The organism is Xanthomonas melonis, from assembly GCF_020783655.1.
GTDB classification, from domain to species: Bacteria; Pseudomonadota; Gammaproteobacteria; order Xanthomonadales; family Xanthomonadaceae; genus Xanthomonas; species Xanthomonas melonis.
Window position 1 is genome coordinate 53898 of sequence record NZ_JAJGQH010000018.1, and the last position, 15808, is coordinate 69705.

Annotated in this window: 14 protein-coding genes; 2 read left to right on the forward strand and 12 right to left on the reverse strand. The window is 68.0% G+C overall.

The window, feature by feature from the left end:
• Positions 1–202 precede the first annotated feature (202 nt).
• Positions 203–1612 carry a type I glutamate--ammonia ligase gene (glnA, locus tag LL964_RS17395; RefSeq protein WP_104588520.1) on the reverse strand — a complete coding sequence of 470 codons (1410 nt, stop codon included), beginning with the start codon at positions 1610–1612 and terminating at the stop codon, positions 203–205.
• A gap of 222 nt (positions 1613–1834) precedes the next feature.
• On the opposite strand from glnA, the gene LL964_RS17400 reads away from it, so the two are divergent.
• Both LL964_RS17400 and LL964_RS17405 read left to right on the forward strand, forming a co-directional pair.
• Positions 1835–2629 (forward strand): undecaprenyl-diphosphate phosphatase, encoded by a 795-nt coding sequence (locus tag LL964_RS17400; RefSeq protein WP_104588519.1) that lies wholly within the window; start codon positions 1835–1837, stop codon positions 2627–2629.
• Positions 2630–2762: 133 nt separating this feature from the next.
• Entirely contained in the window at positions 2763–3584 is an 822-nt protein-coding gene (locus tag LL964_RS17405; protein WP_104588518.1) for an META and DUF4377 domain-containing protein, read from the forward strand.
• Positions 3585–3736: 152 nt separating this feature from the next.
• Here LL964_RS17405 and LL964_RS17410 read toward each other — a convergent pair whose 3' ends face one another.
• The 11 genes from LL964_RS17410 to LL964_RS17460 all read right to left on the reverse strand — a co-directional run bounded on the left by LL964_RS17410 (position 3737) and on the right by LL964_RS17460 (position 15678).
• Positions 3737–4348 carry a YbhB/YbcL family Raf kinase inhibitor-like protein gene (locus LL964_RS17410; protein WP_104588517.1) on the reverse strand — a complete coding sequence of 204 codons (612 nt, stop codon included), beginning with the start codon at positions 4346–4348 and terminating at the stop codon, positions 3737–3739.
• 156 nt (positions 4349–4504) lie between these two features.
• Positions 4505–6577, reverse strand: a complete 2073-nt coding sequence (locus tag LL964_RS17415; protein WP_104588516.1) for a tetratricopeptide repeat protein — start codon at positions 6575–6577, stop codon at positions 4505–4507.
• Between the two features lie 211 nt (positions 6578–6788).
• Positions 6789–7775, reverse strand: coding sequence for a YheT family hydrolase (locus LL964_RS17420; RefSeq protein WP_104588515.1), 987 nt, complete (start codon positions 7773–7775; stop codon positions 6789–6791).
• A gap of 63 nt (positions 7776–7838) precedes the next feature.
• Positions 7839–8738: a lysophospholipid acyltransferase family protein gene (locus tag LL964_RS17425; protein ID WP_208621481.1), complete on the reverse strand. Its 900-nt coding sequence runs from the start codon at positions 8736–8738 to the stop codon at positions 7839–7841.
• A gap of 21 nt (positions 8739–8759) precedes the next feature.
• Positions 8760–9188: a hotdog fold thioesterase gene (locus LL964_RS17430; protein WP_104588513.1), complete on the reverse strand. Its 429-nt coding sequence runs from the start codon at positions 9186–9188 to the stop codon at positions 8760–8762.
• 227 nt (positions 9189–9415) lie between these two features.
• Positions 9416–11443: a phospholipase D family protein gene (locus LL964_RS17435; RefSeq protein ID WP_104588512.1), complete on the reverse strand. Its 2028-nt coding sequence runs from the start codon at positions 11441–11443 to the stop codon at positions 9416–9418.
• On the reverse strand, positions 11440–12012 hold the full coding sequence (locus tag LL964_RS17440) for a YceI family protein (RefSeq protein WP_104588511.1): 573 nt from the start codon (positions 12010–12012) through the stop codon (positions 11440–11442). Before LL964_RS17440 ends, LL964_RS17435 begins: the two co-directional genes overlap by 4 nt.
• A gap of 3 nt (positions 12013–12015) precedes the next feature.
• A complete protein-coding gene (locus tag LL964_RS17445) occupies positions 12016–12492 on the reverse strand; it encodes a SixA phosphatase family protein (RefSeq protein WP_104588510.1) in 477 nt (158 codons plus the stop codon).
• A 16-nt stretch (positions 12493–12508) separates the two neighbouring features.
• Entirely contained in the window at positions 12509–13141 is a 633-nt protein-coding gene (locus LL964_RS17450) for a ParA family protein (protein ID WP_104588509.1), read from the reverse strand.
• 262 nt (positions 13142–13403) lie between these two features.
• Entirely contained in the window at positions 13404–14321 is a 918-nt protein-coding gene (locus tag LL964_RS17455; RefSeq protein ID WP_104588508.1) for an AEC family transporter, read from the reverse strand.
• A gap of 721 nt (positions 14322–15042) precedes the next feature.
• The gene (locus tag LL964_RS17460) at positions 15043–15678 is read right to left on the reverse strand and encodes a tetratricopeptide repeat protein (protein WP_104588507.1); all 636 of its coding nucleotides are present in this window, start codon (positions 15676–15678) and stop codon (positions 15043–15045) included.
• Positions 15679–15808: the final 130 nt, after the last annotated feature.

Below are 15808 nucleotides of genomic sequence, written 5' to 3' on the forward strand. Positions count from 1 at the left end.
CCGGCATCCAATGCTTCGCGGATCGCGCAGACCCCGGCGGATGCCACGCATCCGCTTGGTGGGAGAGGGTCAGGCCCGCGCGCCGCGAACTGTGTGCTCTCTCGTACCCCGCAACGCCACGGCAGCGCCGCGGCGTGGTCAGACAATGGGCGGCGATGGCGCAGGTGGGAGGGGGAGCCTGCACCACCGCCGCGGTGGAACCTTAGTTGCCGTAGTACAGCTGGTACTCCAGCGGATGCGTGGCGGCACGGAACTTGGTGACCTCCTGCATCTTCAGCGCGATGTAGCCGTCGATGAAGTCGTCGCTCATCACGCCACCGGCCTTGAGGAACTCGCGGTCCTGGTCCAGCGCTTCCAGCGCCTGATCCAGGCTGGAGCACACCTGCGGGATCAGCTTCTCTTCTTCCGGCGGCAGGTCGTACAGATCCTTGTCGCTCGGCGCGCCCGGGTCGATCTGGTTCTTGATGCCGTCCAGGCCGGCCATCATCAGCGCGGTGAAGGTCAGGTAGCCGGACTGCAACGGATCGGGGAAGCGCATTTCGATGCGGCGCGCCTTCGGGTTGGTCACCCACGGGATGCGGCACGAGGCCGAGCGGTTGCGTGCCGAATAGGCCAGCATCACCGGCGCTTCGAAGCCCGGGACCAGACGCTTGTAGCTGTTGGTGCCGGAATTGGCGAAGGCGTTGATGGCGCGGGCGTGCTTGAAGATGCCGCCGATGTACCACAGCGCCAGCTGCGAGAGCCCGCCGTAGCCGTCGCCGGAGAACAGGTTGGTGCCGCCCTTGGTCAGCGACTGATGCACGTGCATGCCGCTGCCGTTGTCGCCGACGATCGGCTTGGGCATGAAGGTGGCGGTCTTGCCGTTGCGGTAGGCGACGTTCTTGATGATGTACTTCATCGTCAGCAGTTCGTCGGCCTTCTGCACCAGCGAGCTGAACTTGGTGCCGATCTCGCATTGGCCGGCAGTGGCCACCTCATGGTGGTGCACTTCGGTCTCGATGCCGACCTGCTCCAGGGTCTTGATCATTTCCGCACGCAGATCGTGCAGGGTGTCGGTCGGCGGAACCGGGAAATAGCCGCCCTTCACGCCGGGACGGTAGCCGCTGTTGCCGCCTTCGTACTTGGTGCCGGTGTTCCAGGCCGCCTCTTCCGAACCCACCTGGAAGAAGGTGTGGCCCATGTCGTTGGCAAAGCGCACCGAATCGAAGATGAAGAATTCCGGTTCCGGACCGAAGAAGGCCTGGTCGGCGATACCGGAGGACTTGAGGTAGGCCTCGGCACGCTTGGCGATACCGCGCGGGTCGCGCACGTAGCTCTGCATGGTGGCCGGGTCGAGGATGTCGCAGGTCAGCACCACGGTCGGATCGGCGAAGAACGGATCCAGGTAGGCGGTACCGGCGTCGGGCAGCAGCACCATGTCCGATTCGTTGATGCCCTTCCAACCCGCGATCGAGCTGCCGTCGAACATCTTGCCTTCTTCGAACAGCGCCGGCTCGATGATGTTGGCCGGAAAGGTCACGTGCTGCTGCACGCCGCGCATATCGACGAAGCGCAGGTCGACGAACTCGACCTTGTTGTCCTTGATCAGCTTTTCAACGTTTTCCACGGACATCGGAAGAAACCTCGGATTGGAGTGAAGTGGCTCGTGGGCGGATTGACAGCAGGGACCATGCCAAGTCGCGCGCTTTCACAAGTCGTTGATTTCGCTGACCTCGCTTGAGATCGCTGTGGCAGAAGATCACCGACTTGGTGCAAATTGGTTTGCATGCTGCACCAATATGGGGCATGCCGCAATGCACTATCCTCTCGCCTCCCCCGCACCTGTCCCCGTCCGATGTCCGACCTCATCTCCGCCCTGCTGCTTGGCATTCTCGAAGGCCTCACCGAATTCCTGCCGATCTCCAGCACCGGCCATCTGCTGATCGCCGAACAGTGGCTCGGACGCCGCTCGGACTTCTTCAACATCGTCATCCAGGCCGGCGCGATCCTGGCGATCTGCCTGGCGCTGCGACAGAAACTGTGGACGCTGGCGACCGGCCTGGGAGAACGCGCCAACCGCGATTACGTGCTCAAGATCGGCGTGGCCTTCCTGGTGACCGCGGTGGTGGGATTGATCGTGCGCAAGGCCGGCTGGCAACTGCCGGAAACCATCCAGCCGGTGGCCTGGGCGCTGCTGATCGGCGGCGTCTGGATGCTGGTGGCCGAGCACTTCGCCAGCAAGCTGCCCGAGCGCGACGTGGTGACCTGGAAGGTGGCCATTGCCGTGGGCCTGGCGCAGGTGGTGGCCGGTGTGTTCCCGGGGACCTCTCGCTCGGCCTCGGCGATCTTCCTGGCCATGCTGCTGGGATTGAGCAAGCGCTCGGCAGCGGCGGATTTCGTGTTCATGGTGGGCATTCCGACCATGTTCGCGGCCAGCGGCTATGCGCTGCTGGAGATGTACAAGGAAGGCGGCATCGGCAGCGAGAACTGGGCCGATGTGGCCGTGGCCTTCGTGGCCGCCACCATCACCGGCTTCGTGGTGGTGAAGTGGTTGCTGGGCTACATCAAGAAGCACCGCTTCACCGTGTTTGCGCTGTATCGCATCGTGCTCGGCGCGGCCTTGCTGCTGTGGCTGCCGGCGGTGGCCTGAGGCCCTGGCGCGCGGCAGCCCGCTCGTGGCTGCCTGCGCACTGCCCGAGGCGGATGCGCAGGCAGTGACGGCGGTGGTTGCCCTGGCCGCAGCCCGGCGGTATCACTGAGCCATCGATCACCGGGAGCTGCCCATGCGTGCCGTGTTCTTGGCCCCAGCGCTGCTGGCGGGGGGTGTGGCGGCCTGCGGTTCGGGCGCCGCGCCCGACCGTCCTGCCGCCGCGCGCCCTGGATCGGAGACGGCTGCGGCGCCTGCAGCGACAGCGCCGGCCAGCTCGGTCGCCGACAACGCGCTACGCGCTGCCCTGCAGGCCCACCACTGGCAGTTGCGGCAGGCCAGCGATGCGCATGGCAGCGCGCTGACCAGCCTGTTCGTCGCCGGCAGCGCGCCACTGCAACTGGAGTTCGGCGATCAGCGCGTCCAGGTCAGCCAGACCTGCAACTCGCTGGGCGCCAGCTACGGCGTGACCGCTGCGCGGCTGCAGATCGGCCGGGTCGTCTCCAGCAAGCGGCTGTGCGCGCAGCCGCGGAAAATGGCGCAGGAACGGGCGGCCAGCGAGCTGTTGTCCGGCAGCTTTGCGGTGACGCTGGACACCACCCAGGCCGCACCGCAGCTGCGGCTGGCCCGCAGCGACGGCACCCGCCTGCTGTTCGGCGGCGCGCCCACTGCCGACAGCCGCCACGGCGGCCCCGGGCAGACGGTGCTGCTGGAAGTGGCGGCCGACACCGTGCCCTGCCCCACCGTGCCAGTGCATCCGTGCCTGCAAGTGCGCGAGCAGACCACACAAGGACAGCGTGCGACCGGGCCGTGGCTACCACTGGACGGCAACATCGAAGGCTTCGAGCACGAAGCCGGCATCCGCACCCTGCTGCGCATCACCCGTTATCCTGCCGCTCCCGACAGCGGGGGTGCGCCGGTGTATGTACTGCAGCAGATGATCGAGGCGAGTGGGTAGCTTGGGATTCGGGATTCGGGATTCGGGATTCGCTGAGCGTTGCAGGCGTGGTTCGGCGGTCGGCGCGTCCGACGCGATCAACTTGCCCGGGTGCCTTGCGGCACCATGGCCGCATCGGCCGATGCAGCCGATGCGGTGGTGCTGATCTGTGCTCAGCGCAGCGATGGGTTCAGCGTGTAGGTGCCGTGCAGCGCGGCCTCGGCGAGCACGTGGCCCTGCATCGCGGTCAGCAGATCGGCCGCGGTGAATGGCGTCGGCAACGGCAGCTGCGCCACATCCAGCGCGAACACGCGGAAGAAATAGCGGTGCATGCGCAGGTCGTTGAACGGCGGATAGGGGCCGTCGTAGCCCAGGTAGTCGCCGGCCATGTCGGGATTGCCGGCGAACCATTGGGTATAGGAATTCAGGCCCTGGCGCGCGCCAGCCGGGCCGGCGGGTTGCCGCTTTCCCTTGGCGACGAACCCGTCGCTGCAACTGCCTGGCGCAATGATGTGCACGGTCGCGGGGATATCGGCCATGGCCCAATGCACGAAATCGGTGCGTGGTTGTTCGACCGGGATCTGCAGATCCGTCCGCCCCACGGTGTCCGGCACCGTGGGCACATCCGGGTCCAGGCACAGCAGCGCGAACGACCGGGTCCCGCCGGGCGCATCGCTCCAGGCCAGGTGCGGGTTGCGATTGGGCGCGAAGCCGTCCGGGGTGCCGGCAGCGAATTCCACCGCGATCGGCTTGCCGTTTTCGATGCTGGTACTGGTCAGACGCATGCAAGGTCTCCATGGAGCGAGGTGCCCCAGCGTGCCTGGATTGGGGCAGCAGCGGAAGTCGCCGTCATGGAACCGTGTGTGGCGCGGCTGGCGCGGTCGAGCGCATGCGTTGATCGATAACGCCCGTCGCGGCCGGGTCCGCTCCTGCGACGTGCGTCAGTCCTGCGGGTAGCCGAAGCGCACCGCGATCAGCGTGAGTTGATCGAATTGACCACCCAGCACGCTGCGATAATCGCGCCAGCGGCCGGCTGCCAGCCGTGCCGGTCCGCGCGGTTCGATCAACGGGAAGCTCAGCCCGAACGCCTGCTGCAATGCGTCGGAGATGCCTTGCGGGTCGCTTTCGATGCCGTCGAGCCGGATGATCCGGTGCGGGTACAGATCGCGCTCGTGCAGCACCGCCAGTTGCTCCAGCGCGACCAGCAGCCAGTCGGTGGCCTGCTGCGGCGACTCCACCGCCAGCGGTGCCGGCGCACCGGCCGACAGCCAGTCCAGCAGCATGTCGCGCGGGTCGCGCAATGCGATCGCCAGCCGGCCCTCGGGCAGGTGCGGGCGCAGTGCGGCGAGCAGGCTGTTGTCCCACCACAGCAGCCAGTCGATGACATTGCCATCGTCGATGGCGCGGCGCGGCAGCTGCGCCTTCCAGCCTTCCACCAGCGCCAATGGGGCCAGTTCGCCGGAAGCCAGCTGCTCGACGGTACGGTAGCTCTGCAACGCGTCCGACGGCGGCGTGGTGCCGTAGCGGTCGCCGCGCACCAGCGGCGTGGCGGCGTCCATCGCCGCGATCAGGCGTTCGACGTGCGAACCAGGGGTACCCCAGACGAACAGCGGGCGCGCGGTGACGGTGTCGGGAATGGTCCCCAGCGCGGGCCACTGCATCGGCTGCCTGGCGGCCTGCGGCGGCAACGGCAGGCGGTGCGGGGCCTGCTCGCGCTGGAACTGCATCCAGGTGGACAGGGCGGCGTCGGGCTGGCCGGCGCGGTCCTGCACATTGCCCAGCCAGGGCCGCAGCACGGTCTGCTGCGGCGCGGGCAAGGACTCGATCAGCGATTGCACGCAGGCGATCGCCGCCGGAGGGTCGCGCGCGAGCAGGGCCTCGACGATGCGTTGCTCGCCGCTGATGCGGCCGGGCTCCACTGCCACGATCTGCCGCGCCACCATTTCCGCTTCGTCGGCATGGCCCTGCATGTCGTGCACGCGCATCAACGCTTCCAGCGCCGGCAGATGCTCGGGCATGGCCAGCAGCCAGCGCTCGATCACCGCCTGGGCCTGCGGCCCTCCCACCGGTTCCACTGCCAGCCGGGCCAGCCACAGGTCGTGCGAGCCGCTGAACGTGGCCAGCGCCGCATCCAGCGTGTCGCGCGCGGCATCCACCGCGCCCAGGCGCTCCCAGGCGGTCAGCAGCGCATGCAGGGTGCGCCGGTCCGACGGCCAGTGCGCCAGCGCCAGGCGCAGGTGCGCGGCGGCCTGATCGGGGCGGCCGGCCTGCAACTCCATCTCGCCGGCCAGCCGGCGCATTGCCGGACTGTCGCCGCCGGGCTGCTCCAGCACCGCCTCCATCGCGGCCAGCGCATCGTCCAGGCGGCCCTGCCGCTGGGCCAGCTGGGCAATGAAGGCGCGCAAGGCGGTGCCGGGCGGGTTGAGCTCGACCACGCGCTCGAACGCGCGCTCGGCGAAGGCGAAATGCTCCTTCTGCAGGTAGGCAAAGCCCAGCGCGAACATCACCCGCGGGTCGTCCGGCAACTGTTCCGCCGCGCGGGTGAGCAAGGCCAGCGCGCGGTCGGCCTGGCCGCGGCGCATCTCCACCACGCCATCGACCGCCAGCAGCTGCGGATGCTCCGGCACCAGCCGCCCGGCGGTGCGGCTCAGCCGCTGCGCCTCGTCCAGATCGCCGCGCGCCACCGCCAGATGCGCCTGCATCACGTAGGCGTTGAACTGGTTGGGGTCCAGCGCGGTGCTGCGCGACAACGCGGCGTCGGCTGCGGACAGGTCGCGCGCGGCCAGCAGCAACCCAGCATGCAACAGGTGCAGGTCAGCGTCTTCCGGCGCCAGCGTCAGCGCGGTCTGGATGCTGGCCAAGGCCAGCGCCGGTTGACCTTGCTGCTGCAGGGCCAGCCCCAACCACCGATGCGGCTGCGCATCGTCCGGTGTGCTGGCCGCCCACTCGCGGGCCAGCGCCACCGCATCGTCGGCCGCGTTGCGGCGCAGGGCTTGAAGAATGGCGTCTTGCATGGCGGCGGCGTGTCCCGGACAAACCGCTATTGTAACGATGCGCGCTGCTGCGGCTGGCGTGTACGGGTGATACATGCCGATTCCGAGCACCGGCCGCGCCCGCCTGGCGGCTGCGCAGTCGTCTTGTTAGCCGCTCTGTATCATCACGCAACGACAACCACTGCCAGAACGCCGACCACTGCATCCATCCACGGAAGTCGTGTCGGCACGGTCAGCGCGCCGCCGTCAGCCGCTCGGCCACCCAGCGTTCGGCGAAGCCGTCGCCCCGCGCGTTTTCCAGGAATCCGCAGTGCCCGCCCCAGCGCGCGATCTCCAGCTGCGCGTGCGTCGGCAGGCGCCAGGCGGCGAAGTCTGCGTACGGAATCACCGGGTCGTCCTCGGCCATCAGGATGTCCGAGGGCACCTGCAGGCCGGCCAGGCGGTCGCCGGCAATCGAATAGCTGTCGAAATACGCTTCCAGCGAGCCGTGTCCGGTGTGCTGCACCGCCAGCCAGGCCATCAGTCCGCGCATGTCCAGCGCCAGGGTGGCATCGTCGTAACCGTGCTGGTCGGGAAACAGCTTGCGCTTGCGCAGCAACGAGTCGCGCCATTTGCGGCGGAAGTACCAATCGTAGAACTGCGGGCCCTTTTCCAGCTGGGTCATGGTCGCGGCCGGATCCAGCAACGGGCACACCGCTGCCACGCGGGCCAGCGGCAGCCCGGCCGCCGGGGCGCGCAGGGCCAGCCGCAGCGCGAAGTTGCCGCCCAGCGAATACCCGGCCGCCAGCAGTTGCGGGGCGGGAAAGCGCCGCCACAGATCGCCCGCCGCATTGACCACTTCGTCGATGCGATCGGAATGGAACAGGTCCACATTGAGATGATGCGTGCCGCCGTGATCGCGGAAGTTAAGCCGAAATACCTGGTAGCCCAGACCCAGTAAACGCGCGGCGGTCAGCCGCATGTAATTGGAATCGGCGCTGCCTTCCCAGCCGTGCAACAGCAGCACGGTGCCGCGCACCGGTGCATCGCCGGGCGGCACACTCAGCCAGCCTTGCAGGCGCACGCCATCGCCGCCATCGAGGATATGCTCGCTGGTGACCGCACCGCTGGCGCTCAGCAGCTGGCGGCTGCGGATCCGGCGCAGGGCGCTGCTGCCCAGCACCGATTGCACATGCGGGTTGCGCAGCCAGCGCGGCGGCAGGTAATCGGAGGCGTTCATGCGCGCGTGCGGCCGGGCACTGCCGTGGCGACCGCGGGAGGCAGGGGCGCGCGCATCGTCGGCTCAGGATTCCATCGCGGCGATGATGCGTTGCCGTGAGGTATCGGCCAGACGGCGACGCCCCTCGATGTCGAATGCCCCGATCGGCTCGAGGAAATGCACTTCCGCCAGCCGCGGCGGCTCACCGAGCAGGCGCACGATGTTGGCGAAGAAGCTTTCGCGTTCGCCGAAGGCCACCACCGCCTGTGCATCCCCGCGCACGCCATAGCGCAGCGCGACCGGCTGCACCGGGACGCCGGCTTCGACCGCTGCCTGGAAGATGCGCGCGTGGAATGGTCCCACCTCGGTGCCGCCGCGGGTGCGTCCTTCCGGAAACACGCCGACCGGTCTGCCGCCACGCAGGCGTTGCAGCATTTCCTGCAGCACCCCGCCCATCGATTCGGTATTTCCGCGCTGATGGAAGATGGTCTGGCCCTTGGCCGCCAGCCACCCCACCAGAGGCCATCCGGCGATCTCGCGCTTGGCCACGAAGCCCATCACGCGCTGGCTGTGCAGCATCGGGATATCCACCCAGCTGACATGGTTGGCCACGAACAGGGTGGGGCCGGGCAGCGGCTTGCCGAAACGGCGCAGACGGAAGCCGAAGATGCGCATCAGGTTGCCCTGCCACCAGCGGATCATCACGTGTTCCAGCGTGTCGTCGCGGCCGATGCGGATGCGCGCCAGCGGCGGCGCCACCACGCACAGCATGGTGACCGGCAGGCACAGGCTCAGGTGCAGCAACAGCAGTGGTACCCGATACAGGTACCGGAACCAGCGCAGCACACCGCCAGCATCGCGCGTGGCGTCCAGGGATGACTCGCTCATTCGACCAACGGGACCGGTAACAGGGGAAGGAGGCACGGCTATTGTGACAGCAGCTTGGCCGCGGCGCAGTGCCGGCCGCGCACGGCGCTGTTCCACCCATGCGCTTGCCGGGCGCACTCAGCCATCGCTGCGCGCCACCACGGCCAGCGTCAGGCGCGACACGCAGACCCGTTTCCCGGCCGGATTCTCGATGACGATGTCCCAGACCTGGGTGCTGCGCCCCACGTGCACCGCGCGCGCGGTGCCGGTGACCAGGCCCTGGGTGGCGGCACGCAGGTGGTTGGCATTGATCTCCAGCCCCACGCAGATCTGGCTGCGCATATCCACGCACAGATTGCCGGCGCTGCTGCCCAGGGTCTCTGCCAGCACCACCGATGCGCCACCGTGCAACAGGCCGTAGGGCTGTCGGGTGCGCGCATCCACCGGCATGGTGGCGCGCAGCCAATCGTCGCCGGCATCGGTGAACACGATGCCCAGATGTTCGATCAGGGTGTTGCGGCTGCCGGCGTTGAGGGCGGCGAGGTCGACGGGTTCGCGGAAGGTCATGGGCTGGGGATTGGGGATTGGGAATCGCAACAGCGGTTGCGGGGCCGGGGCCTGATGCAATGCAGCCACGGGGTGGTTCACGCCGTGACGGTAACAGGCCGAGCGGGGTCGTTGCTTGTCGGACGCTGGCGGAATCGGACCCGACGACCGCGGTCGTCTTCAATCCCGGGTGGTGCGGGTCCCGGTGCTGCATGCGGCGCCGGTGCACGCGGCCGACCGCGCGGTGCTCAGAGTATCGGCACCAGACCGGCACCGAAGGCGGTGAGCATGCGCACCAGCAGCCACTTCGGCCCCACGTTGACCTCGGGGAAATCGCCCACGGCCACATAGCACTGCCGGAACTGCGGGTCCTGCCGCTTGAGCGGGAACGGGCAGCCGGGGCCAGGCTGGAACTCGTAGTTGGTGGCGTAGCGCCATGGCCAGAAGTCCAGCACCGGCAGCGCCTCGGACACTTTGCCCACGCTGTAGTTCAAGCCGCTCAGCAGCGGCGGCTTTTCGCGCGGCGCCACCGTCCAGGCGTTCTCCGGGCCGATGTCGCGTTCGATGCTGGCCGCCAGCGCCTGCGCAAAGCGCACATCGTCGATCACCACCGCCGCCTCGGTGTTGTAGTTCTCGCTGCGCGGATCGAAGTTGTGCGTGCCGATCACGCCGATGCGGCGGTCCACCACCAGCGACTTGGCATGCAAGCCCATGCGCGCGCCGGCCCGGGTCACCGGCAGCGGTTTGTTGACCGCACGGGTGCCCAGGAACGAGGGGCGCGTTTCGGTGCGCAATACGCGGCGATCGACCTCGCTACCGCCGGGCGCACGGCCACTGCCGCTGCTGCCGCGCAGAGCGCTGGCCGGCGCCCTCTGCGCGCTACCAGTGCCGCTGGCGCCGCCGCTGCCGCGCACCGCGTTGCCGGCCGCGCTGCCGCCGATCAGGCGGGTGCCACGCTCGTCATCGTCGCTGGCGGCATCGGGGTTGAGCGGATCCGGCAGCAGGTTGGCGTAGTCCACCGGCGCATCCAGCGGAAACGGCTTGAATTCGTACACATTGAAACCCAGCTCGCGCAGGTTGCGGCGTTTGAACTTGTACGACAACGCATAGACGATGGGGTTGTCGGTTGCGGCCAGGCTGTTGGTGGACACCACGATGCGCGGCGGCTGCGGGCGTTGGCGCAATTGACGGAAGATGGCCTGCGCCTCGTCGGACAGCACCAGATACGGCGTCTGCAGCAGCACTTCCTGCTGCGCGCCGGCGATCAGGCTGTCCAGTTCCGGGGCGGTGGACACCGCCTTGGAGGCATGTTCCCTGCGGTGCTTCTGCGGCAGGTCGGCCACGTACAGCACCCGCCGCACCGGCATGGCCGGGGTGACGAAGACATCGCGCACGAACTGCGGATCGCGCGCCTCCCGGTCCACCCGTGCCACCCGCTCGGGGCGCCGGAACTGTGCCGGCGGCATCGGCGGCACGCCCTGCTCCAGCAGCAGCCGGCCCACATCGTTCAGACGCTCGGCCGGGATGCTGCGCCGCGCGCGCCAGAACGCATCGAAATTGGCCGCCATCGCGCGCACTTCCGGCCCCGCCAGGATCACGTCGCGGTCGCGGAAGTTGTATTCGCTGTCCCAGTCGTAATAGTCGTCCTGGTAGTTGCGCCCACCGACCACGCCCAGCACATCGTCCACCACCAGCAGCTTGTTGTGCATGCGTTGGTTGAAACGCCGGAAACAGCACAGCACGCTGCCGGCGTAATCGAAGTAATTGAGTTTGACCTTGCCGAAGGTGGGGTTGTAGATACGCAGCTGCAGGTTTTCATGGCTGCCGGCGAGCGCACCGAGAATCTGCAGATCGGCGATCGCCGACAGCTGGTCGATCAGGATGCGCACCTTGACGCCACGCCTGGCGGCATCGACCAAGGCGTCCAGCACCATGCGCGCGCTGTCGTCCTTGTCGAAGATGTAGGTCTGCAGATCGATGCTGCGGGTGGCGCTGCGGATCAGGTTGAGCCGGGCCACCAGCGATTGCTCGCCGTGATCGAGGATGGTGGCGTAATGCCGCGGCACCGCCGGGGTAGAGGCGGTGATGGCCTCGCCCCCCAACGCGCGCAGCGGCGACGGCTGGGCGCAGTGGTTGGCCTGGCTGCACTCCACCACGGTACTGCGCGCGGCGGCGGCCACGCCGGCGGCACGGTTGCGTTCGATGTTCGACAGGCCGGCGCATCCGGTGCCGAGCAACAGCGTTGCCAGCACGAAGCCCTTCAACAGCAACTTCACGGGCGCCTTGCCTCCTGAAGGCGCCCACGCAGAATGAACGTCACCCTGTCGCCCAGGGCCATCTGCCACGCATTCATTCCATAACGTCCACGCAGCACCGTACCTCGGCTGATCACCTCGCAATCATAGCCCGGCCGCGCGCATTCGGCGGGCGCCACATGCAGCGTCTCCATGTGGGTGATTCCGCGAATGGTCAGGTTGCCGGTGATGTCGCCACCGTCCTTGATCGCGTCGTCGGTGTACGGCAGCGATTCGAATTCCACCACCGGATAGCGCGCCACGTCGAAGAAGTCCTCGCCCCGCATCCAGCCGGTGTAGCGGTCCTTGCCCGGGATCTCCACCTGGGTGGCGTCCAGCCGGAACCGCACCTGCTGACGCTTGTCGGGCAGCTCGACCACTTCACCGCGAAAGCGCGGGAAAATCCCTTCGATCTTCATGCCGAAGCGGGTTCTGATCTCGAAGCCGAAGCGCGATTGCGCCGGGTCGATGGAATGCACCTTCTGCTGCGCCAGGCAGGGCAGCGTGACCCAGAGCGCGAGCCAGGCGTACCAGCGCAACGACGATGACACGGATCAGGGCCACCAGAAGGCAGTCAGACGGGCGATGCCCGGCTCGATGGTGGCTTCCAGCGGCAGTGCCAGCAACGCGATCGAGGCGGTGGGCATGCCACGGTAATCGCCGGTCTGGCCGCTGTGCATCAGCGCCGCGAGGCGTTCCAGCCCGGGGTTGTGCCCCACCAGCAGCAGGCGCTCGGCATCGCGATGCTCGTCCACCAGGCTGGCCAGGGTGCCGGGCGTCGCCTCGTAGACACGCTCGTCCAGGCGCTGTTCGATGTAGCCGGTGAGTTCGAGTACCGCCTCCAGCGTCTCGCGGGCGCGCCTGGCCGGCGAGCACAGCACGCGGTCGGGGACCAGCCGTTGCTCGCGCAGCCAACGCCCGGCCGCTTCGGCCTCGGCGATGCCGTGCGGGGATAACGGGCGATCCAGATCGGCCTGACCGGTGTCGGCCGGCTCGGCATGGGCATGTCGCAACAAGATCAATTCGCGCATTGGAAACTTTCCGGTTCTAGGACTTCTTGAGCCATTTCAGCAATGGCTCCCAGTCCTGTTGATGGTCGCGCACCTGCGCCGAGCGATAGTCGAAGAGGCTGCGGCCCAGTCCGGCCATGACCACGTAGGCCTGCGTGTCGCGCAGCTGCGTCACCAGCGGATATGGCCAGCTGCCGATCATATCGGCGGCCTGTTGCGAGGTCTGGGTCCACGGGCGGGCGCGGTTGAGCACCAGACCCACCGGCAGCTTGCGCTGATGCACGCGCGGCACCTTGGCCAGGGTGTTGAGGAAGCCGACCACTGCTTCGATATCCAGCGCCGAGGACAACACCGGCACCACGACGGCGTCGACATGGTCCAGAAACCCGCCCAGATCGTCGGCCATCGCACCGGCGGGTGCATCGATGACCAGTTGATCGGTGCCCTCGGGTACGGCCGCCTGCCAGTTGCGGCGTTTGGTGGCATCGATGGGCAGGACGGCGCTGTCCAGGCTGGCGCGCCGCTGCGCCCACCGCGTCGACGAGCCCTGCGGGTCGGCATCGGCCAGCACCGTACGCTGGCCCTGCAGCGCCGCATAGGCGGCCAGATTGGTGGCGATCGTGGTCTTGCCGACGCCGCCCTTGGAGGCGGCCACCAGAACTGTCTTCATGCACGCCTCGCTTCCGGGAGCAAGCCGGCAGCGTACACCGCGACAAGGTGAGGAAGTAGTCGAAATGCGTTAAACGCCAGGCGCGGCAGCGGGGCTGCGGGAACCCCAGGCGATCACCGCTGGGGACTGCCGCACATCGTCCGCTGCAGGCGCACCCCGCAGATGGGGCCAGGCAGGCATCGCGACGCAACACGGCCTGCCCGCCAGCGCATGCGCCTGGACTGGCCAGCCAGCCAGCGGGTACGCCCAGGCGTACCTGGGCTCATCCGGCCAGTTGCGCCAGCAGCCAGGCCCATGCAGGCAGGGTCAGCAACGACAACAGGATGCTGTAGCCGACCATGGCCGCGGCCAGACGCGGCGCCAGACGATGCGAAATGGCCAGCGCGGCGGCGGTGATCATGCTGGGCATGGCCGATTCGAGCACATTGGTCTGCAGCATCAGGCCATGCAGGCCGAGCGCCCACGACAGCGGCAGCGCCAGGATCGGCATGACCGCCAGCTTGAACGCAAGGCCCAGCGCCAGCGGCTTGAGCTCGTCGGCCGGCAGGCGCAGTTGCAGTGAAAAGCCCACCGCCAGCATCACCAGCGGCAGCATGGCATCGGCCAGGCTCTTCAGACCGGACCCGATCCAGGCCGGGGGCTGCTCGGGCATCAGGGTCAGCGCGAACAGCAGTGCCCACAAGGGCGGGAATCGCAACACCCGGCCCAGGATCGTCCTGGTGGTCGGCGGGCGATCGCCGCTGTAGCGCGCCAATACGTACAGGCCGAAGGTGGACAGCAGCACGAAGGTACCGAACTGGTCGTAGACCACCGCGTACGGCAACGCCTGGTCGCCCAGCAGCGCGCGTACCATCGGGAACCCGATGAAGCTGGAGTTGGTGAACACCACGCACATCAGCAGCGCGGCGTATTCGCTACGGCCGACCCGCAGCAGGCGGATGCAGCCCCACAGCAACGGCACGATGAGCGCGGTCAGCAGCCACGGGGTGGCGATCACCCCGCCCAACGAGGCGTCCAGGTGCAGCCGCGGCACATAGGTCAGCACCGAGGCCGGCAGGCAGATGTACAGCACGATGCGGTTGAGCACATCGGCACTGTTCTCGGGCAACACCTTGAGCCGCGCGAACAGCAGGCCCAGGCCCAACATCGCCAGGATCAAGGCAAATGCATCCACCGCCATGGGGTGATCGTGTCCGTGGGAAAGCGATGCACAGGATCGCATGGCGCGCGGTGTGCGCAGCGGTGGATGCGTTGCTTGACGGATGCGCGGCGCACGCCACCGAGTTTCGATCACCTCGAAGCCGCAATTGCGGCATTGTTTCCATCGGCGGAAGCCAGCATGTCGACGGCACGGGGCCCTCGCCGCTCCCCGCGGGACACGCGGTGACCCGTCCATGGGCTCGATGCGGCATCCATGCCGCAAGCGGCGGGGACACCACACCAGACAGTTGGCTGGTGGTTTTATTTAAGACGAGGACCGCGCCCGTGGTCTGCGGGCCGCTTGTTGAACCACGCGCACCGACCAACGCGACTGGTCCTTGCCCGCTTACCGTCGCGGGACCTTACGCGGCATGGAGGCCGCGTAAGAGCCTGCACGGACGTACTTGCGGCGTGTCCTGCGATCGTGGGCGGGCAAGGGCCTGCAGCCAAGCCACAGGCCAAGCGCTTTGCGACCTCGCAACGTCGGACAGCAACGCGCTCAGCCATCGTTCCACTCAGGCGTACAGACCCGGTAGAACCTTTCGACGAGCTGGCGGAATCGAGGTTACGCGTCCTCGTTTCGAATTAAGCGGCCTGCCGACGCACCAGATCGAGCCTGGTTGATCGGCAGAGCGTGCCTGGCCCAGCCTCAGCACTGCACGACCCGCGCTGCAGGACATCCCCGCAGCGCGGCGCGGCGCTTACGGAAACGCTGGTGGGTTGGCCTGCCAGGCCGCATGGACCTCGGCGAGGCTGGCCCGCTCTGCGTCGCGCCAGTCCGGCAGCAGGCTGGCGTAGTTGGCGGTACTGCTCCAGCGATCCGGCCAGGTGCGCACCGCGGCGGCATACCATTCGGTCGCCTCCTGCTTGCGCCCGGCGCGCCACAGCGCCAATGCGGCGGCGGTGGGCAACCATTGCGGCGTGGCCGGCCGGCCGTTGGCCAGGTTGGCCCACTGCTGCAGCGCCTTGTCCGGCTTGTCGGCGCGCAACAGGTCCCAGCCGTAGTTCCAGGTAATGGCACGGTATTGCTGGCTGCCATTGGAGACCAGCCCCAACGCCCCCTGGTAGAGCTCGTCGCCCAGCTGCGTTCGCCCACCGGCGTAGGCCAGCGAGGCCAGCTGCGCGCGCGGTTCGGCCGCACGTGCGTCACGCTGCACCATGGTGGCCAGCCGATCGACGACGGCATCGCCCTGCCCCTGCACCGCCACCACCGGCTTGGTCGTGGCGCGGTCTTCGTCGAAATAGAACTCCTTGGGCTTGGGCAGAGTTTGCGCCTGCGCCAACGACCACACGCCCCCGAGCAGGGCCAGGGCGGCCCATGCGTATTTCCTTTTCACTGTGTTTTCCCCTGACAGCAAACGACCCTTCCCGCTCCCATCCTAACCGCAGCGCGGCGGCTGTGCATCCGCAAACCGGCCAGGCGGGTGAAGGCTGGCTGGTACACTTGCCGATGCCGTTTTTGGAACC

Coding starts and splice junctions, on each gene's coding strand:
- glnA (WP_104588520.1), bottom strand. CDS start 1,612: ATGTCCGTGGAAAACGTTGAAAAGCTGATCAAGGACAACAAGGTCGAG.
- LL964_RS17400 (WP_104588519.1), top strand. CDS start 1,835: ATGTCCGACCTCATCTCCGCCCTGCTGCTTGGCATTCTCGAAGGCCTC.
- LL964_RS17405 (WP_104588518.1), top strand. CDS start 2,763: ATGCGTGCCGTGTTCTTGGCCCCAGCGCTGCTGGCGGGGGGTGTGGCG.
- LL964_RS17410 (WP_104588517.1), bottom strand. CDS start 4,348: ATGCGTCTGACCAGTACCAGCATCGAAAACGGCAAGCCGATCGCGGTG.
- LL964_RS17415 (WP_104588516.1), bottom strand. CDS start 6,577: ATGCAAGACGCCATTCTTCAAGCCCTGCGCCGCAACGCGGCCGACGAT.
- LL964_RS17420 (WP_104588515.1), bottom strand. CDS start 7,775: ATGAACGCCTCCGATTACCTGCCGCCGCGCTGGCTGCGCAACCCGCAT.
- LL964_RS17430 (WP_104588513.1), bottom strand. CDS start 9,188: ATGACCTTCCGCGAACCCGTCGACCTCGCCGCCCTCAACGCCGGCAGC.
- LL964_RS17445 (WP_104588510.1), bottom strand. CDS start 12,492: ATGCGCGAATTGATCTTGTTGCGACATGCCCATGCCGAGCCGGCCGAC.
- LL964_RS17450 (WP_104588509.1), bottom strand. CDS start 13,141: ATGAAGACAGTTCTGGTGGCCGCCTCCAAGGGCGGCGTCGGCAAGACC.
- LL964_RS17455 (WP_104588508.1), bottom strand. CDS start 14,321: ATGGCGGTGGATGCATTTGCCTTGATCCTGGCGATGTTGGGCCTGGGC.